Source organism: Pseudomonas brassicacearum, assembly GCF_003732265.1.
GTDB lineage: Bacteria > Pseudomonadota > Gammaproteobacteria > Pseudomonadales > Pseudomonadaceae > Aquipseudomonas > Aquipseudomonas brassicacearum_D.
Window position 1 is genome coordinate 26721 of the sequence record NZ_MOBK01000004.1, and the last position, 17334, is coordinate 44054.

The 17334-nt window shown below is 58.3% G+C and carries 19 protein-coding genes; 6 read left to right on the plus strand and 13 right to left on the minus strand.

What is annotated here, in order from left to right; translation table 11 throughout:
- Window positions 1-6 precede the first annotated feature (6 nt).
- The 7 genes from BK660_RS32440 to tssA are packed head-to-tail and all read right to left on the minus strand — an operon-like array spanning window position 7 to window position 5981.
- A complete protein-coding gene (locus BK660_RS32440) occupies window positions 7-423 on the minus strand; it encodes a hypothetical protein (RefSeq protein ID WP_148057435.1) in 417 nt (138 codons plus the stop codon).
- A 51-nt stretch (window positions 424-474) separates the two neighbouring features.
- Complete coding sequence (locus BK660_RS09765) at window positions 475-1407, minus strand: DUF6402 family protein (protein ID WP_123433142.1); 933 nt, start codon at window positions 1405-1407, stop codon at window positions 475-477.
- A gap of 20 nt (window positions 1408-1427) precedes the next feature.
- The gene (locus BK660_RS09770; RefSeq protein WP_123433143.1) at window positions 1428-1952 is read right to left on the minus strand and encodes a PAAR domain-containing protein; all 525 of its coding nucleotides are present in this window, start codon (window positions 1950-1952) and stop codon (window positions 1428-1430) included.
- 10 nt (window positions 1953-1962) lie between these two features.
- Complete coding sequence (gene tssE / locus BK660_RS09775; protein WP_027926313.1) at window positions 1963-2370, minus strand: type VI secretion system baseplate subunit TssE; 408 nt, start codon at window positions 2368-2370, stop codon at window positions 1963-1965.
- A 14-nt stretch (window positions 2371-2384) separates the two neighbouring features.
- On the minus strand, window positions 2385-3860 hold the full coding sequence (tssC, locus tag BK660_RS09780) for a type VI secretion system contractile sheath large subunit (protein WP_027926312.1): 1476 nt from the start codon (window positions 3858-3860) through the stop codon (window positions 2385-2387).
- A 28-nt stretch (window positions 3861-3888) separates the two neighbouring features.
- Window positions 3889-4392 (minus strand): type VI secretion system contractile sheath small subunit, encoded by a 504-nt coding sequence (tssB, locus tag BK660_RS09785; RefSeq protein WP_027926311.1) that lies wholly within the window; start codon window positions 4390-4392, stop codon window positions 3889-3891.
- Between the two features lie 32 nt (window positions 4393-4424).
- Window positions 4425-5981 (minus strand): type VI secretion system protein TssA, encoded by a 1557-nt coding sequence (gene tssA / locus BK660_RS09790; RefSeq protein ID WP_123433144.1) that lies wholly within the window; start codon window positions 5979-5981, stop codon window positions 4425-4427.
- A gap of 960 nt (window positions 5982-6941) precedes the next feature.
- Here tssA and BK660_RS09795 point away from each other — a divergent pair.
- Entirely contained in the window at window positions 6942-7337 is a 396-nt protein-coding gene (locus BK660_RS09795; RefSeq protein WP_123433145.1) for a DUF6124 family protein, read from the plus strand.
- 89 nt (window positions 7338-7426) lie between these two features.
- Here the strand turns inward: BK660_RS09795 and BK660_RS09800 are convergent, their stop codons facing one another.
- The 3 genes from BK660_RS09800 to BK660_RS09810 all read right to left on the minus strand — a co-directional run bounded on the left by BK660_RS09800 (window position 7427) and on the right by BK660_RS09810 (window position 9233).
- Window positions 7427-7702, minus strand: coding sequence for an HU family DNA-binding protein (locus BK660_RS09800; protein ID WP_003213368.1), 276 nt, complete (start codon window positions 7700-7702; stop codon window positions 7427-7429).
- Window positions 7703-7896: 194 nt separating this feature from the next.
- Complete coding sequence (locus BK660_RS09805; RefSeq protein ID WP_123433146.1) at window positions 7897-9045, minus strand: NAD(P)/FAD-dependent oxidoreductase; 1149 nt, start codon at window positions 9043-9045, stop codon at window positions 7897-7899.
- 20 nt (window positions 9046-9065) lie between these two features.
- Window positions 9066-9233 carry a rubredoxin gene (locus BK660_RS09810; protein ID WP_007954349.1) on the minus strand — a complete coding sequence of 56 codons (168 nt, stop codon included), beginning with the start codon at window positions 9231-9233 and terminating at the stop codon, window positions 9066-9068.
- Window positions 9234-9435: 202 nt separating this feature from the next.
- On the opposite strand from BK660_RS09810, the gene BK660_RS09815 reads away from it, so the two are divergent.
- On the plus strand, window positions 9436-9987 hold the full coding sequence (locus tag BK660_RS09815) for a chorismate--pyruvate lyase family protein (protein WP_123433147.1): 552 nt from the start codon (window positions 9436-9438) through the stop codon (window positions 9985-9987).
- A complete protein-coding gene (gene ubiA / locus BK660_RS09820; RefSeq protein WP_123433148.1) occupies window positions 9987-10877 on the plus strand; it encodes a 4-hydroxybenzoate octaprenyltransferase in 891 nt (296 codons plus the stop codon). The genes BK660_RS09815 and ubiA overlap by 1 nt, the downstream gene beginning before the upstream one ends.
- A 64-nt stretch (window positions 10878-10941) precedes the next feature.
- Here ubiA and BK660_RS09825 read toward each other — a convergent pair whose 3' ends face one another.
- Window positions 10942-11325 carry a COG4315 family predicted lipoprotein gene (locus BK660_RS09825; RefSeq protein ID WP_123433149.1) on the minus strand — a complete coding sequence of 128 codons (384 nt, stop codon included), beginning with the start codon at window positions 11323-11325 and terminating at the stop codon, window positions 10942-10944.
- Between the two features lie 152 nt (window positions 11326-11477).
- Between BK660_RS09825 and phoB the strand changes: the two genes are divergently transcribed.
- From phoB to BK660_RS09840, 3 genes are all read left to right on the plus strand, one after another.
- Window positions 11478-12167 (plus strand): phosphate regulon transcriptional regulator PhoB, encoded by a 690-nt coding sequence (phoB, locus tag BK660_RS09830; RefSeq protein ID WP_007896474.1) that lies wholly within the window; start codon window positions 11478-11480, stop codon window positions 12165-12167.
- A gap of 81 nt (window positions 12168-12248) precedes the next feature.
- The gene (gene phoR, locus BK660_RS09835) at window positions 12249-13535 is read left to right on the plus strand and encodes a phosphate regulon sensor histidine kinase PhoR (protein ID WP_259698499.1); all 1287 of its coding nucleotides are present in this window, start codon (window positions 12249-12251) and stop codon (window positions 13533-13535) included.
- Window positions 13536-13659: 124 nt separating this feature from the next.
- Window positions 13660-15000: a hemolysin family protein gene (locus tag BK660_RS09840; protein ID WP_123433151.1), complete on the plus strand. Its 1341-nt coding sequence runs from the start codon at window positions 13660-13662 to the stop codon at window positions 14998-15000.
- Between the two features lie 168 nt (window positions 15001-15168).
- Here BK660_RS09840 and BK660_RS09850 read toward each other — a convergent pair whose 3' ends face one another.
- Both BK660_RS09850 and BK660_RS09855 read right to left on the minus strand, forming a co-directional pair.
- Complete coding sequence (locus BK660_RS09850; RefSeq protein ID WP_123433152.1) at window positions 15169-16065, minus strand: peptidoglycan DD-metalloendopeptidase family protein; 897 nt, start codon at window positions 16063-16065, stop codon at window positions 15169-15171.
- Window positions 16066-16272: 207 nt separating this feature from the next.
- Complete coding sequence (locus BK660_RS09855; protein WP_123433153.1) at window positions 16273-17172, minus strand: response regulator; 900 nt, start codon at window positions 17170-17172, stop codon at window positions 16273-16275.
- Between the last annotated feature and the right edge of the window lie 162 nt (window positions 17173-17334).

Genomic DNA, 17334 nt, shown 5'->3' on the forward strand with positions numbered 1-17334 from the left:
CAAGCATTAGTTTTCCAACACTTTGTACGGGGTATTACTGATAAACATATTTAGCCAGCTTTCTTCCCATTGCGGCATGGAAATGGTGAACGTCTTGTTTTTTCGATCGAAATAGATCCAAGTAATACCGACTTCGGCCTCATCTTCGAACGCGCGCATATCTAGCGACTGAGTATCATACAATGGGGTTCGGTAGGTTTTTCCTGGCTCCTGCGTATCCATAACTCTTAAATACGCCATGCCACCCAACATAAAAATTTTCCCGACACGAACATTTTCCATTACATATCGGCCAGAAGGACTAACTTGGGTTGTACTTGCTGGATACCCTAACATTGCGTTAACACAATAAATCAGCAACGCAAGTGACGCCACCAGAGCAAAGCTAATAGACCAAACCAGTTTTTTCTTAAATATATGCATTATTTCTAGCACCAAAATAAATCAAAACTTCAACCGAGCCAAGGCTGCCCATCATTTATTCCAAACATTTATAACTGTGAGCGGAACAGACTCATACTGCACATCAGAAAGAACCTGAAAATCACCACCCTTACCAAAGTCAGCTCGATACTTCACGAAATGAGAGTTGGATATATAAAAATATCGTGACTCATCTAACTCTTTGAACATTTTTTGAGCGTCTTGTGGGTCCAGAAACGGATTCGATGTCATATCCGACTTCATCTGCGCCATGCCTGCATTTGCTGCCGTTGCGTAGGCTGGGTTGGCTATACCATCAAAGTTCCAGTAGCCCAGTGGCTGACTAAAATTGTCATCCGGCGCATCATTGAAGTCGTACGCATCTTCAACGTAAAACCCAATACGATCAGCAAAGAGCTGAATACTATCAACAGAAATGATTACCTTACCTTCCGGAAAAACACGGACGTTAAAGTTTGCTAGAGCCGCTCTGAGTTCATCGGTCTTTTCTATCAGCCCAAACTTAACTGCCCGATTGTTACTGTATCCGAACTCTTCTACCTTTCTAGCACTGCCATCGAACTTGAACGGATAAACCCCAGGAGCTTTCCCGAGATATTTCGACTTGATTTTATCGCTTATATTTTTCTGTGCGGCAGGATTATTCCAAACAGATCTCAACTCTTTAATAACGGCCTTAGCCGGTTCGAATTGATTCAGCCAGGCCATCTTTACAATGGCGTCCTCTACATAAGGATCTTTAGGAAGAACGACATGATCTTTAACTTCTTTACTCATCGCGCCGTCAGCGGTTGGCCATGGCTTACCATTAAACCAATGCTGCATTAGTTTTGCAGCGACAGGCCACTTCATCTTGTCCATGGCATCAGGAATATCTGTGATTTTAAATTGACGGACAGCTGCAGACTTACCAGCTTGATTACTGGCTGGTGTCAGACTTGAAGCTATTTTTGTATCCGCCATCTCAAAACCCCTTAATTACATTATCCAATTACAACTTCAGATTGTTGCTCAATAATCAGTTCATAGGGTTCAGCTTCCGATGACGAAATTTTCTGCGTCTTGCCGTCGGCGCCTGTGACACCACTGATTATTTTTCCCGAGGCTGTTTTGAAACTGTATGCAACTCCAGCCAACGGCTTCCCGGTGTCCTGGCAATTGATCACGTAGTGCTCGTTAAACGGCCACTGAATCTCCACCGGCAACGGCGCCACAAACGGCACCGGCGAATGCGAATTCCCGATAATCACCGTCCCGGACCCGGCCGTAACCTTGTTGCCATGAGTCCCGACGGAATCCACCGTGGCGGCCGGTTTTCCGTTAATCAAAACCGTCGTCGCCAACCCGCCCGACATCGCACCACCACACGCCGAGGCATCGCCTTGGCGGGCGGCCGCGAGGCCGTCGAAGAACACGTCGCCGGAACCGGCGACGATCGGGTTGGTGCCGTGGCCGGGGAGCGGGCAAGCGGTGGGGTCGGATACACGTGCTGCGGGTTTGCCGGACATACGAATCTCCTTAGTTGACCTTCACTTGACCGCTGCCATCCAGGCGCGCGGCGAAACTGACCTGACGCTTGAAACCATCAACTTCCAGCAGGCCTTCGATGCTGAAGGACAGGCGAAGCTGATCGTGGTCACGCGGCAGGGAGATGACATGCACATTGCTCAGGCGTGGCTCGTAGGCTTCGATGAAATTTTCGATGGCCAGACGGGCCTGACTCAGGGAGTCGTGCAGGCTCAGACGCATGTCATTGAGATCGGGTAGCCCGTAATCGGACAGCGTTTGCACGCTGCCCGCACGGGTGCTGAGCATCTTGGCCAGATGGGCAGCCACGGACGCCATGGCGGAAACCTCGCGGCTCCAGCCGACGCGTTTGTCCGCGTCGCCACCCAGGCGTTCGAAAAGGCTGCCGTATCCAGTCATGACTCAGGCTCCTCTTACTCTTTGTCCAGCTTGCCAACCAGCGACAGGGTGAAATCGGCACCCATGTACTTGAAGTGCGGGCGCACGTTCAGGCTGACGCGGTACCAGCCAGGCTCGCCTTCGACATCGCTGACGATGATCTGGGCTGCACGCAGCGGACGACGGCCACGCACTTCGGCGCTCGGGTTTTCCTGGTCGGCCACGTACTGGCGGATCCACTTGTTGAGTTCCAGCTCGAGGTCGGTACGTTCTTTCCACGAACCGAGTTGCTCGCGCTGCAGCACTTTCAAGTAGTGAGCCAGGCGGTTGACGATCATCATGTACGGCAGTTGGGTGCCGAGCTTGTAGTTCAGCTCTGCCGCCTTGCCTTCTGCGCTGATGCCGAAGAACTTCGGCTTCTGCACCGAGCTCGCGGAGAAGAACGCCGCGTTGTCGGAGCCTTTGCGCATGGTCAGGGAGATGAAACCTTCCTCGGCCAGTTCGTATTCACGACGGTCGCTAACCAATACTTCCGTAGGAATCTTGGTTTCGATTTCGCCCATGCTTTCGAAGTGGTGCAACGGCAGGTCTTCAACCGCGCCACCGCTTTGCGGGCCGATGATGTTCGGGCACCAGCGGAACTTGGCGAAGCTGTCGGTCAACTTGGTGCCGAACGCGTAGGCGGTGTTGCCCCACAGGTAGTGCTCGTGGCTGTTGGCGACGGTTTCCTTGTACACGAACGATTTGACCGGGTTGTCTTCCGGGTCGTACGGGTTACGCAGCAGGAAACGCGGCACGGTCAGGCCAACGTAACGGGAGTCTTCCGACTGGCGGAAGCTCTGCCATTTGGCGAATTGCGGGCCTTCGAAGTGATCCTTCAGATCCTTCAGGTCCGGCAGGCCGGTGAAGCTTTCCAGGCCGAAGAATTTCGGGCCGGCCGCGGCAATGAACGGCGCGTGGGACATGCAGGCAACGCTGGACACGTACTGCATCAGTTTCACGTCCGGCGAGCTCGGGGACATGAAGTAGTTGGCGATGATCGCGCCCACAGGCTGACCACCGAACTGACCGTATTCAGCGGTGTAGATGTGCTTGTACAGACCCGATTGCATCACTTCCGGCGAATCTTCGAAGTCGTCCAGCAGGTCGTCCTTGGAGACGTTGAGGATTTCGATCTTGATGTTTTCGCGGAAGTTGGTGCGGTCGACCAGCAACTGCAGGCCACGCCACGACGATTCCAGCGACTGGAAGTCCGGGTGGTGGAGGATTTCGTCCATCTGGCGGCTGAGCTTGGCATCGATCTCGGCGATCATGCGGTCAACCATGGCTTTCTTGACCGGCTCACCGTTGTTCTGCGGCTTGAGCAGCTCTTCGATGAAGGCAGACACACCGCGTTTGGCGATGTCGTAGGCTTCGTCGTCCGGGGTCAGGCGGGTTTCGGCGATGATGCTGTCGAGAATGCTGTATTCGCCGTTCTCGTTGCTCTTTTGCTGTGCTGCGCTAGTGCTCATTGTCTTGGCTTCCTTGGCTGATAGGGGCTCAGGCGTCCTGGGCGGCGGCGTTCAAGCCCAGCTCACCCAATACGCGACCGCGGGATTCGTCGTCGGCGAGCACGCCTTCGATGGCTTTGCGGAACGCAGGCGCGTTGCCCAGCGGGCCTTTGAGGGCCACCAGCGCGTCGCGCAGTTCCATCAGTTTTTTCAGCTCAGGCACTTGCTCGACCAGGCTGGCCGGGTTGAAGTCCTTCATCGAGTTGACGCGCAGTTTCACGGCCAGTTCTTCAGTGTCGCTTTCTTCCTGAAGACGGTTCGGTACGCTCAGTGTCAGGCTCAGCTCTTGCTTGGCCAGCACTTCGTCGAAGGTCATCTTGTCGATGCTGATCGGCTTGCGATCTTCGACTTTGCGTTCGTCCTTGCGGTGGGTGTAGTCACCGATTGCCAGTAGTTTCAACGGCAGTTCGATCTCTTCCTGTGCACCACCGGTGGCAGGTTTGAAAGTGACGTTGATGCGTTCCTTGGGGGCTACCGAGCCTTCTTTGGCCATGGCTTTTCTCCTTGCGGTTGTGGCCCGGGGGCCTATTCGAGTACCACTTCGAGATCGAGGTGGCACAGCCTGCGATAAATCTCTTCCTTGCGTTCACGTACGGCATGGTTCTGCGGCAACAACTCGCAGCAGCTATGCAGTAAATGCAGCACTTCCAGCGCAAGATCGGGCTCCCAGGCGTTCAGGCCTGAGTCCTGTAGTGTTTGGTCGAGGGTCTCTAATTGGGTCTTGGCCAGTTCGTATTTCTTGGCCATGAAACACAGCCGCGCGAGGGCGAACTGCCAGAAGAATCGAACGCGTCCGCCCTGGGCACTTTGCAGGCCCTGCTTGAGGATTTGCACGGCAGCCTTGAGACCGTCCTTGCGCAGAATCGGCAGGACTTCTTCGAGGGCCAGCTCCCACGCCGGCTGAGTGTCAGCGACTTCGACCTTGCGCGGCGCACTGGCGGTTTGCAGGTGCGGCATGACGTGGGCGCTGATCCAGGCACGCGTGGCCGGATCGGCGAACGGCGCGCCATCGTGGTAACGCAATTCGATGATGCCGGGCAGGCGCTGAATCAAAAGCGCGAAGTGGATTTCCACTTCGCGCATTGCCATCTCGGCGTTCAAGGACTGAAGGCATTCCCAGGCCATTCGCTGGCCATCGAACCAGAACGGCGCCTTCGCCAGGCTCGCCTCCAGTTCCACCAGCAGGTCGGCGTATTTCGCTTGGTCGAAACGGTCCTGATAGGCCTTGAGCTTGTCCGCCGGCAAGCCGCGCAGCACGGTGATTTGCTCGGCGTTGCGCTCGGGGACGGCGTCGATGGGCAACCACAGCAATGTGCGATTGAGGCGCAAGGCGCGCAGGTCGGTGGCTTTCTGCTTGAGCCACCAGGCACACAACGGCCGCGCGCTCTCTTGCTGGGCACGCAGGGCCTTGTGGGCTTCTTTTTCGTTATCGATCGGTGCGCCGGGGGTGAACAACTGCGTGGCGGCTTGTTTGACCTGGGCGACTGCGGCGCCGACCACACCGGGTTCCGGCTGGTTGTCGGCGGCGCGCTGCACCATGTTTTTCAGGCGGCGGGAGATCGGCAGCAGCAGCGGCGCGTCGTCGCCCAAGTGCTCGGTGCAGGCGGCATCGAGGCCTTCAAGGTGCTCGACCAGTCGCCGGAACATCGGCAACTGCTCTTTGATCGCGATGTTTTCGGTCAGCACCTGCTCAAGACGCGGCACCAGCCAACTGATCGCGGCGGCGCGGGTTCGGGCCTTGTTCGGGTGGACTTCGGCCCAGTGATTTTCTGATAAATGGTGCAGCAAACCGAGACCGGCCAGCAGTCCTTGAAACGATTCACGCTGGTACAACGCCCAGGTCAGCCAGGCGCCAACGCGCAAATCCTTGGACTGGGTACGCAGCAGGTTTTCGCTGGTTTCACGGATTTTCAGCCAGTCGATCTGACCGCTTTCGTGCATGGACGAGGCTTTCGCCAGCTCACTTTCCAGCGCTTCATATTCGCTTGAAAAGCGAACGTCCTCGCCCGCGAAATTCTCTTTGGAAACAGAGACTTTTGCGAGTTCGAGATAATGCGCGGAAAGTTTGCTTGAGTAGGACATCCATGGCCTTTATTTAGGATTACGGTCATACGCCAAAAGAAGATTTCAGCGGCGCGGGACAGTATCAAAGAGCTGCGATGAGTCTCATCCAATTGAGTTCGTGCTCTTTCAAGTGCGCGCATCGTAATCACAATGATGGCCACTAGCAAGCATCTGATTAAACAACAAGACGAACTGTTGTTTATTGCCCATCGGAGATATCCCTATATACGTAAGGGGATCCCCTGATGTCGTTTTAATATTCAAGCCTTCATGTGATGGCCCTGAGACCACTGATCCAGAGCTGTCCGCTGGCGATTGCACCTGGTTATTGGCTGCACGCTACCTTGGTCGGCGTGCAGCATGCCAACAATTGGCAGCGATGAATGTAGGAAAGCTCCTAAATGTTTCCGGCATTTAAGAAAAACGCAGCGCGACAATGGATGTGTAGATAAGTGCTATCGAAGTGATGGCGATTTAATTCGAGTAGATACTCAACTTCGGCAATACCCTGGGTACCTGGAGGAACTTCGCTCGCAATGGTTGCGCAATATCCTGAAACACGGAAGTTTCAGGTCGCGTTTCCGGCAGATGTTCAGACGCTGTTTCCTTGCGGCTTAAACACCGCTCGACAACACCCGTTTAAAACGCCTCAAGGTTACGTCCTGCAAGCTACAACACCTTGCGCCGTTGCCTACGGCTACGCCAGAATCCGCCGGCTTGTGCGCCTTGGGGCCGGTCGGTAACTTGGTTCCTGTCACTGATTCTCAGTGGACGGGTTTAGTCGCCCGCTGGTAATTGAAGTTGCACAAGCTTCCGTCAGACAGGTTTCTCATACCTGCATTTGATGGTGGCTGTGCGCAGGGCACCTTCGGGTGCGCCGGCTTCTTCAATTCCCCGGTCCGACTAACCTGCGTACAGCTGCCACCCCTCCGTTTAGTCGGCGAAGTGGTGTCAGCATCATTCATGGAATTGAAGATCATGTTCAAAGTGACACCCAACCCACCGGACACCGATCCGGTCTCACCCTACGAAAGCCCCGATTCAAAAAAGCTCAACGACGCCGCCGAGCGCGCCCTCGACCACCATTTCCCACCGACCAAACCGAAACAACCCAAACGCAACGGCCAGCTCTTCAACGTTTGCCCCGACATCAACACGGATGCACTACTCGCCAACGCGTCGGAAGACTCTCGGTCCATCAGCGCCATCGCAGCCGACCTCGCCGACAATGTGGACGGCCCACAACGCTCCGTAGCCCTGGCGCTCAGCCGCATGGCCGATGGCGTGCATCTGCTGATAGATCGGGCGCTGGATGACCTGGACGAGCCGGAAATGGCGGCGATTCTCGCCAGGAAACTCAGCCGGGCCAGCTAATCCGCCAGCCATAAAAAAATGGGCACCCAACCTCGTTGGCGTGCCCATTTTTTATCCCGCTCACCCGCGACGCGGGCAGTCGGTGCGTGTTACGGATTAACGCTGTCTTTCAACGATTTGCCTGGCTTGAACGCAACAGTGTTGCTGGCCTTGATTTTGACGGGCTCACCGGTTTGCGGATTTTTGCCGGTGCGGGCACCGCGGTGGCGTTGCAGGAAGGTACCGAAGCCCACCAGCGTGACGCTGTCCTTGCGATGCAGAGCGCCGGTGATTTCTTCGAGAACGGCGTTGAGAACGCGGTTGGCCTGCTCTTTGGTGAGGTCTGCTTTTTCAGCAATTGCAGCGGCGAGTTCTGGTTTACGCATATTAGTGAAGCCCCTTTGACGGTTTTTTGTTGTTATGTCCGTGCTGCTCTCTGTGGAGCAGCGCCCAAAGCGCCGCAGGTGCTCTACTCTGCGGCAGACGGGAGTGAGGATGGCACGCACGGAAGAGCCGCGCCAGTCTCGGCGCGTGCTTTGTAGGGGCAAAATAGGGGTGATTCCGACAGAACGACCGGTATTTACGCCAGCAGTGCCGGAAGCTCTTTGTTGAGGGCCAGTTTTTCCATCACGGCCGTGCCTGTCAGGGCATAACCGAGCAGTTTCCCGCTGGCATCGCGGCATAACACCTTGATGTCGCCGCCCTGCCCTTCGACCGTCCAGACGCCCTCGCTGCCCCGTGGTGGCGGCGATACCACCAACGGACACACCGGGGTTTTCACGGTGATCGGCATCGGGCCGTAGGTCACGGGCGTCGGGTTTCCGGCCAGGGTCTGGGCCAGCGCTCTCGCACAGCTCATCAGGGGCATGACGTACAGCAAATTCAGCCCATCGACCTCGGCGCAGTCGCCCAGCGCGTAGATGTTGGCATGGGAGGTTTTCAGGTGACGGTCGACCACCACGCCACGGTTGACCTGCACACCGGCCGCCGCTGCCAGATCGATACGCGGACGCAGGCCAATCGCCGAAACGACGACGTCGCAAGGAATCACCTGGCCATCGGACAGATGCGCTTCCAGGCCATCCGCCACGCGCTGCAAGCGATTGAGCACCGGCCCGAGATGGAATCGCGCGCCGAGGCTTTCCAGCCCGGCCTGAACAGCCGCCGCCGCAGCCGGGTGCAACAGGGTCGGCATCACCTGTTCGCACGGTGCAACGAGTTGCACCTCGTAGCCGCCCAGGCTCAGGTCATTGGCGAACTCGCAGCCAATCAGGCCGGCGCCGAGCAACAGCACCCGACGCTTGCCGGCGGCGGCCGCACGAAAGCGCGCGTAATCTTCCAGATCGTTGATCGGGAACACGCAATCCGCCGCGTCACCTTCGATCGGCACGCGCACGGTTTCCGCGCCCCAGGCCAGGATCAGATCCCGGTAAATCACCGCTTCTTCACCGATCCACAGCCGTTTGTGCCCCGGATCGATGCCGCTGATGCGTGTGTGGGTGCGCACTTCGGCTTTCAGCTGTTCGGCCATCGCGCCGGGTTCGGCCATGCTCAGGCCATCGGCGTCTTTGTTTTTGCCGAAACCGGTGGAGAGCATCGGCTTGGAGTAGGAACGTCCGTCATCGGCAGTAATCAACAGCAACGGGGTTTCGCTGTCGAGTTTGCGAAACTCCCGGGCCAGGTTATAGCCCGCCAGCCCGGTACCGACGATCACGACAGGTGCGTTCATTCCTTACTCCTTTTTTTGTCTTAGTTGATTTCGATCATTTCGAAATCCATCTTGCCCACGCCGCAGTCCGGGCACAGCCAGTCTTCCGGCACGTCTTGCCACAGTGTGCCCGGCGCAATGCCGTCGTCCGGCCAGCCGTCGGCTTCGTTATAGATCAGGCCGCAGACCACACATTGCCACTTTTTCATTCAGTTGTTTCCTCAGGATTCAGGCGTATTGCCGGCACGAACGGTCAATGGTTGCAGCGTTGCCGTCCGGCTCAGGGGCGTTTTGTACTGATCGGGCCCGACAGATGCAAGCGTGTTCGGCGCAACGGCGGCCCGGATCAATCAAAATCGCCGGCTGACATGGTAAGCTCGCCGCCTCATTTGCTGCCAATAATGACTCACTGTGCCGCACTCAAACGCCCCGCTGTGGCTCCCCCAAAGCCAACTCACGCCCCTCCCCGACGCGTCTACCCTCGACTGGCTGTTCGACGAAGGCTCCCTGACCCGACGGTTGATCCGTTTGTCGAATGACCGCTTCAGCGTCACGCCGCTGTTCGAAGGCTGGCAACCGCTGCGCGCCGACGAGTGTGCTGCACTGGACCTGGCCGAAGGCAGCGAGGGCTGGGTGCGCGAGGTGTATTTGCGCGGTCATGGCGAGGCGTGGGTGTTTGCCCGCAGCGTTGCAGCTCGCAGCGCGTTGCAGGGTGATGGTTTGCACATGGATGAACTGGGCAGCCGTTCCCTTGGGGAATTGCTGTTTTGCGATCAGGCGTTCCAGCGTCGGGCGATTGAGGTTTGTCACTACCCTCAAGCGTGGTTGCCGATGGAGTGCCGGACACCGGAGCTGTGGGGCCGGCGCTCGCGTTTCGACCGTGGTGCCCTGAGCGTACTGGTGGCCGAGATATTCCTGCCGACCTTGTGGAACGCCACCCGCGCCCATCCGGAGAACTGCTGATGTACCAGAGCCTGCTCAAGTCCTTGAACCGCTTGAACCCTCGGGCCTGGGATTTCATTCAACTGACGCGCATGGACAAGCCGATCGGCATCTATCTGCTGCTGTGGCCGACGCTGTGGGCGCTGTGGATTGCCGGGAAAGGCTCGCCGTCGCTGGCTAACGTGGTGATTTTTGTCCTGGGCGTGATCCTGACCCGAGCCGGTGGCTGCGTGATCAATGACTGGGCGGATCGCAAGGTTGACGGCCATGTGAAACGCACCGAACAGCGGCCCTTGGTCAGCGGCAAGATCAGTTCCAAAGAAGCCCTGGTGTTCTTCGCGCTGTTGATGGGCGTGAGTTTTCTGCTGGTGTTGTGCACGAATGCGGCGACGGTCTGGCTGTCGTTCGGCGGTTTGGCGTTGGCGTTCAGTTACCCGTTCATGAAGCGCTACACCTATTACCCGCAAGTGGTGCTGGGCGCGGCATTTTCCTGGGGGATGCCGATGGCGTTCACCGCCCAAACCGGTGAATTGCCGGCGGCGGCGTGGTTGCTGTGGATCGCCAACCTGCTGTGGACTGTGGGTTATGACACGTATTACGCGATGACTGACCGTGACGATGACCTCAAGATCGGGGTGAAATCCACGGCGATTCTGTTTGGCGATGCGGATCGAGTGATCATCCTGACGTTGCAGGGGCTGGCGCTGGGCTGCCTGTTGCTGGCCGGGTCGAAATTCGAGCTCGGTGGCTGGTTCCACCTCGGTTTGCTGGCGGCGGCGGGCTGTTTTGCGTGGGAATTCTGGTACACCCGTGGCAAGGACCGGATGCGTTGCTTCAAGGCGTTTTTGCACAACCACTGGGCCGGGTTGGCGATTTTTGTCGGGATCGTGCTGGATTACGCACTGCGCTGACAGACACGCTTTATGTAGCAGCTGCCGAGGGCTTCGTCAGCTGCTACAGGCTCAAGCGAATCGCTTACATATGCTCGCGAACGACGTGCCAGACGTCTTTCATCTTGTCGCCCGTCATATCGCCGGGAGCCTTGTCCTTCATGAAGTAATACAGCGGCTTGCCGCCGTAGGCCCACTGCATCGTGCCATCGTCACGCTTGATAATGGTCCATTTCCCTTCAGCCTTGTCGCCTGCTTTTGCCTCCAGCGGCGGCCAGTTTTTGGCACACTCACCAGTGCACACCGACTTGCCGCCCGTGTCCTTGTCGAAGGTGTACAGGGTCATGCCTTTATGGTCGACCATCATGTCGCCCTTCATCATCGCCGGCTCAGCCGCGAAGGCCATGGCCGGCAAGGAAAACGCAGCCGCCAGCAGCAGGGCTTTAAAGGAATGCGAGATTTGCTTCATGGAAACCTTCCTTTTGTGGTTGTCAGGATTCGGACTTAGAGCTTAGTTCAGGATCATGACAATCGCCGGGCAGCTAAAATACTGTCACACGACTGCAATAATTCCGTTATCTAATGCGGCGCAAGACAGTTAAATGACAAGAGGATTAAGGCATGGTTGGCAGGAGCATTCTGATCGTCGACGACGAAGCGCCCATTCGCGAAATGATCGCCGTTGCGTTGGAAATGGCCGGCTATGACTGCCTGGAGGCCGAGAACTCGCAGCAGGCCCATGCCATCATCGTCGACCGCAAGCCGGACCTGATCCTGCTCGACTGGATGCTGCCCGGCACCTCCGGTATCGAGTTGGCCCGCCGTCTCAAGCGCGATGAGTTGACCGGGGACATCCCGATCATCATGCTCACCGCCAAGGGCGAAGAGGACAACAAGATCCAGGGCCTGGAAGTCGGCGCCGACGACTACATCACCAAACCGTTTTCCCCGCGTGAACTGGTTGCCCGCCTCAAAGCCGTGCTGCGCCGTGCCGGCCCAACCGATGGCGAGGCGCCGATTGAAGTCGGCGGCCTGCTGCTGGACCCGATCAGCCACCGCGTGACCATCGACGGCAAACCCGCCGAAATGGGCCCGACCGAGTACCGCCTGCTGCAATTTTTCATGACCCACCAGGAACGCGCCTACACCCGTGGCCAGTTGCTGGATCAGGTCTGGGGCGGCAATGTGTACGTCGAGGAGCGCACCGTCGACGTGCATATCCGTCGTCTGCGCAAGGCCCTCGGCGATGCCTACGAAAATCTGGTACAAACCGTGCGTGGCACGGGTTACCGCTTTTCCACCAAAGCCTGACCCTGCCCTTACCCGCCCGACAAGCTGACAAGGACGCACGTTTCCGTGAACCAAAACTGGCATGGCACCCTGATTCGCCACATGCTGTTACTGGTCACCGGTTGCCTGGTGATCGGCCTGATTACCGGCTACTACGGCTGGAGCCTCGCCGCGGGGCTGGGCCTTTACCTGGCCTGGACCCTCAAGCAACTGCTGCGTTTGCACGAATGGCTGCGCCTGCACTCAGCCGATGAAGCCCCACCCGATGGCTATGGCCTGTGGGGCGAGGTGTTCGACAGCATCTATCATCTGCAACGCCGCGACCAACGGGTACGAGGGCGTCTGCAAGCGGTGATCGACCGGATCCAGGAATCCACCGCCGCACTGAAAGACGCAGTGGTCATGCTCGACAGCGACGGCAACCTGGAATGGTGGAACCTTGCCGCCGAAACCCTGCTCGGCCTCAAGACCCCGCAAGACAGCGGTCAGCCGGTGACCAACCTGGTGCGCCACCCGCGCTTCAAGGAATATTTCGAGCAGGACAGTTACGCCGAACCGCTGGAAATCCCCTCGCCGACCAATGATCGCGTGCGCATTCAGCTGTACATCACCCGCTACGGCAACAACGAACACTTGATGTTGGTGCGCGACGTCACGCGCATTCATCAGCTGGAACAGATGCGCAAAGACTTCATCGCCAACGTCTCCCATGAGCTGCGCACGCCGCTGACGGTGATCTGCGGTTATCTGGAAACCCTGCTCGACAACGTCGAAGAAGTGAACCCGCGCTGGACCCGTGCCTTGCAGCAGATGCAGCAACAGGGTGGGCGCATGCAGACGTTGCTCAATGACTTGCTGTTGCTGGCCAAGCTGGAAGCCACCGATTACCCGTCGGACAACCAGCCAGTGGTGATTGACGCCTTGTTGCAGTCGATCAAGAGCGACGCCCAGCAACTGTCCGGGCAGAAAAACCAGCGCATCACCCTCGAAGCCGATCCGACGATCATGCTCAAGGGCAGCGAAGCGGAATTGCGCAGTGCGTTTTCCAACCTGGTGTTCAACGCGGTGAAATACACCCCGGCCGAAGGCAACATCCGCATTCGCTGGTGGGCCGATGAGCAAGGCGCGCACCTGAGCGTGCAGGATTCCGGGATCGGCATCGACAGCAAACACCTGCCGCGCCTGACCGAACGCTTCTACCGCGTCGACTCCAGCCGCAATTCCAACACCGGCGGCACCGGCCTGGGGCTGGCCATCGTCAAACACGTGTTGCTGCGCCACCGCGCGCGGATGGAAATCAGCAGCGTGCCGGGCCACGGCAGCACCTTCACCTGCCACTTTGCCCCGGCTCAGGTGGCAAAATTGCAAGTCCTCAGGACTGCTGACTGATACCGGCCAGCACGCGCCACTAGGCAATCACCGAGTCAGCCGCTACATTGGCTGACTTGTGCCTGCCCTTCAGGCACCGCATTACTCCCCTTTTTCGAATATACGGAACCCGCAAAACTCCATCATGGACCCTTCCCCTGGCTTGACCCTCGCAACAATATTTGCCGACTTCGGCATGATTCTCTTTGCTCTGATCCTGGTTTTGCTCAACGGATTTTTCGTTGCGGCGGAATTTGCCATGGTCAAACTGCGCTCGACCCGAGTCGAGGCCATCGCTGATAAAAACGGCTGGCGCGGGCATATCCTGCGCACGGTTCACAGTCAGCTCGATGCGTACCTCTCGGCGTGCCAGTTGGGTATCACCCTCGCCTCCCTGGGCCTTGGCTGGGTCGGTGAACCGGCGTTCGCGCACATCCTCGAGCCGATGCTTGAAGCGGTCGGCGTGCAGTCGGCCGAAGTGATCAAAGGCGTATCGTTCTTCGCCGCGTTCTTCGTCATTTCGTACCTGCACATCGTGGTCGGCGAGCTGGCCCCGAAATCCTGGGCGATCCGCAAACCGGAACTGCTGTCGCTGTGGACCGCCGTGCCGCTTTACCTGTTCTACTGGGCCATGTACCCGGCGATCTACCTGCTGAACGCCAGCGCCAACACCATCCTGCGGATTGCTGGCCAGGGTGAACCCGGCCCGCATCACGAGCACCATTACAGCCGTGAAGAACTGAAACTGATCCTGCACTCCAGCCGTGGCCAGGACCCTAGCGACCAAGGCATGCGCGTATTGGCTTCGGCCGTTGAAATGGGCGAGCTGGAAGTGGTCGACTGGGCCAACTCCCGGGAAGACCTGGTGACGCTGGAGTTCAATGCGCCGCTCAAGGAAATCCTGGCGATGTTCCGTCGCCACAAGTTCAGCCGTTACCCGGTGTACGACAGCGACCGTCAGGAGTTCGTCGGCCTGCTGCACATCAAGGACTTGCTGCTGGAACTCGCGGCGCTGGATCACATCCCCGAGTCGTTCAACCTGGCTGAGCTGACCCGTCCGCTGGAACGCGTTTCGCGACACCTGCCGCTGTCGCAGCTGCTGGAACAGTTCCGCAAGGGCGGCTCGCACTTCGCCGTGGTGGAAGAAGCCGATGGCAACATCATTGGCTACCTGACCATGGAAGACGTGCTTGAAGTGCTGGTTGGCGACATTCAGGACGAACACCGCAAGGCTGAGCGCGGGATCCTCGCGTACCAGCCGGGCAAGCTGCTGGTACGCGGTGATACGCCGCTGTTCAAGGTCGAACGCCTGTTGGGCATCGATCTGGATCACGTCGAAGCCGAAACCCTCGCCGGGCTGGTCTACGAAAGCCTGAAGCGGGTGCCGGAAGAGGAAGAGGTGCTGGAAGTCGAAGGTTTGCGGATCATCATCAAGAAGATGAAAGGGCCGAAGATCATTCTGGCCAAGGTGTTGATGCTGGATTGATCAAAGGCTGAGGACTTCTTTGTGGTGAGGGGGCTTGCCCCCGTTGGGTCGCGAAGCGGCCCCAAATTCTGCCACCCCGCTCACCCAGCGCACCGCATTCACTGGTTTACGACTGCTGCGCAGCCGAACGGGGGCAAGCCCCCTCGCCACAATTCATGTGTATCAGCTTCACTGCTTGCCCAACACAAAGTTGGGCAACACCCCCATCGATTGTTTGAACTGGTACGGAATCGACACCAGCCCCAGCCCCGTATTGCGCTGCACCACAAAATGCAGATGCGGCCCGGTGCTGTTGCCGGTGTTACCCGACAGCGCCAGTGCACTGCCCACCGACACCCGCTGCCCCTCGCGAACACAAACCGAACCTTGCTTGAGGTGCAGGTACACGCCCATGGTCCCGTCATCGTGCAGCACCCGCACGAAATTGCCCGACGGATTGGTGCCCCGCCCCGTTTGCCCGCTCTCGGTTTTCACCACCACCCCGCCACGCGCAGCGATGATCGGCGTGCCTTCAGGCATGGCAATGTCTATGGCGTAGCGACTCTTCGGCCCGAAGTGGCTGTAGGCGCCTTCGGCACCCTGGCTCACACGATACGGACCGCCTCGCCAGGGGAACGGGTATCGATAGGCCATGGCGGACCCTGAGGGGTTGCCCAAGGCGTATTTGAACTTCGGGGTGTACACGAGCGGCTTTCCGGCCTGAGTCGCGGTGAGCACCGCTACACGGACGCTGCTGCGCGCCGGCACTACCTTGCGGAGCGGTTTGCCCGGCGCGCCGCTGACGTTTTTCAACCCGGCGAAACTCAAGCCGATCTCTACCGGCGCGTACAGGTTATTGCGCACGTACACGCTGTGCTCGCCGCCCTTCTTCAGAAAAACCAGGTACACCTGACGCTCCAGGTGCTCATCCATGCGATCTCGAAAAACGAACACCTCTGAGCCTTTGGTGGGGCGGTCACTGTAGGAGACCACGCCATTGGCGTCGGTGGACTTGTAGACCGTCACGGCCATCGCCGAAGTGGCGGCCATGAACAGACCACAGAAAAACAGCAGGCGCGCGAGCATGGGCAGGATTCTGTCGATTAAGGCCTTGAGGTGAGCCTAGCAGCTGCAATGGACCCAAGGAGTCGGCAGATGTTTCAAAAGGGGCGGTTCAGCGGATGTGTGGTGTTTCTGAGGGCCCCATCGCGAGCAAGCTCGCTCCCACATTGGAATGCATCTCAAATGTGGGAGCGAGCCTGCTCGCGAAGACTGGCTTTCGGGCGACGAAGATTACGCGCCAGGAATGAAGTGCTTCTGCGCCGTACCACGGGCAATCAGGCGGGAGATGTAGTCCAGCTTCTGCGCGTCCTGATCCACAAAGCGGAAGGTCAGTTGCAACCAGTCGCTGTCAGGCTTCGGCTCGTGGGCGACGACGGCGTGCAGGTAACCGTTCAAGCGGGCGATTTCAGCGTTCTCGCCCTGCTCCAGATCGAGCACGGCGCTGTCGAGGATTTGTGGCAGCGTGTCGGTGCGCTTCACCACCAACAGCGCTTCCTTGATGCTCAAGGCCTTGATCACGCATTGCTGGATGCCGCTCGGCAAGCGCAACTGGCCTTGGCCACGACCGCTGGCAGGCGCTGCGGCGGTCGCAGTCCGGACGGGTGGGCTGTTGAGCAAACCACGAGACGGTGCAGCAGCCGGCGTCGGTGCGACCACGGCGGGTTTGCCGCCGGTCAATGCGCTGAGGGTATCGTTGCCGAAGGCCGAATTCATTTTCGCCGGCGCGCCGCTCATCAGGGCGTCAAGCTTGCCGACCTTGTTCAGCGCCTGCTTGACCTTGGTCAGCAGCTGTTCGTTGGTGAAGGGCTTGCTGACATAGCCGGAAACGCCGGCCTGAATCGCCTGGACCACGTTCTCCTTGTCGCCACGGCTGGTCACCATCACGAAAGGCATGGTCTTGAGGTGGTCCTGCTCGCGACACCAGGTCAGCAGTTCCAGGCCAGACATCTCGGGCATTTCCCAATCACACAGGACCAGGTCGAACGTCTCTTTGGCCAACATGGCCTGAGCCTTTTTGCCGTTGATCGCATCTTCCGTGCGAATGCCCGGGAAGTAGTTACGCAGGGCTTTCTTTACCAGGTCACGAATGAACGCTGCATCGTCCACCACCAACACGCTGATCTTGCTCATCCATTACCCCTCGAAAAAATCCCGGCAAGCATACCGTTTTGCTGATGGCACATTGCCAAAAACCTTCAGTCACGCCGGGACTTTTCGTTCGCGGGTGCTGCTAGTAACGTCAAAAACCACACACAAAAACGCCCGGCCAAAGGACCGGGCGTTTTTCTTGGG

Bases quoted from the DNA above. Each gene is read 5' to 3' on its own strand.
- BK660_RS32440 (WP_148057435.1), bottom strand. From the start codon at position 423: ATGCATATATTTAAGAAAAAACTGGTTTGGTCTATTAGCTTTGCTCTG.
- BK660_RS09765 (WP_123433142.1), bottom strand. From the start codon at position 1,407: ATGGCGGATACAAAAATAGCTTCAAGTCTGACACCAGCCAGTAATCAA.
- BK660_RS09770 (WP_123433143.1), bottom strand. From the start codon at position 1,952: ATGTCCGGCAAACCCGCAGCACGTGTATCCGACCCCACCGCTTGCCCG.
- tssE (WP_027926313.1), bottom strand. From the start codon at position 2,370: ATGACTGGATACGGCAGCCTTTTCGAACGCCTGGGTGGCGACGCGGAC.
- tssC (WP_027926312.1), bottom strand. From the start codon at position 3,860: ATGAGCACTAGCGCAGCACAGCAAAAGAGCAACGAGAACGGCGAATAC.
- tssB (WP_027926311.1), bottom strand. From the start codon at position 4,392: ATGGCCAAAGAAGGCTCGGTAGCCCCCAAGGAACGCATCAACGTCACT.
- tssA (WP_123433144.1), bottom strand. From the start codon at position 5,981: ATGTCCTACTCAAGCAAACTTTCCGCGCATTATCTCGAACTCGCAAAA.
- BK660_RS09795 (WP_123433145.1), top strand. From the start codon at position 6,942: ATGTTCAAAGTGACACCCAACCCACCGGACACCGATCCGGTCTCACCC.
- BK660_RS09800 (WP_003213368.1), bottom strand. From the start codon at position 7,702: ATGCGTAAACCAGAACTCGCCGCTGCAATTGCTGAAAAAGCAGACCTC.
- BK660_RS09805 (WP_123433146.1), bottom strand. From the start codon at position 9,045: ATGAACGCACCTGTCGTGATCGTCGGTACCGGGCTGGCGGGCTATAAC.
- BK660_RS09810 (WP_007954349.1), bottom strand. From the start codon at position 9,233: ATGAAAAAGTGGCAATGTGTGGTCTGCGGCCTGATCTATAACGAAGCC.
- ubiA (WP_123433148.1), top strand. From the start codon at position 9,987: ATGTACCAGAGCCTGCTCAAGTCCTTGAACCGCTTGAACCCTCGGGCC.
- BK660_RS09825 (WP_123433149.1), bottom strand. From the start codon at position 11,325: ATGAAGCAAATCTCGCATTCCTTTAAAGCCCTGCTGCTGGCGGCTGCG.
- phoB (WP_007896474.1), top strand. From the start codon at position 11,478: ATGGTTGGCAGGAGCATTCTGATCGTCGACGACGAAGCGCCCATTCGC.
- phoR (WP_259698499.1), top strand. From the start codon at position 12,249: ATGCTGTTACTGGTCACCGGTTGCCTGGTGATCGGCCTGATTACCGGC.
- BK660_RS09840 (WP_123433151.1), top strand. From the start codon at position 13,660: ATGGACCCTTCCCCTGGCTTGACCCTCGCAACAATATTTGCCGACTTC.
- BK660_RS09850 (WP_123433152.1), bottom strand. From the start codon at position 16,065: ATGCTCGCGCGCCTGCTGTTTTTCTGTGGTCTGTTCATGGCCGCCACT.
- BK660_RS09855 (WP_123433153.1), bottom strand. From the start codon at position 17,172: ATGAGCAAGATCAGCGTGTTGGTGGTGGACGATGCAGCGTTCATTCGT.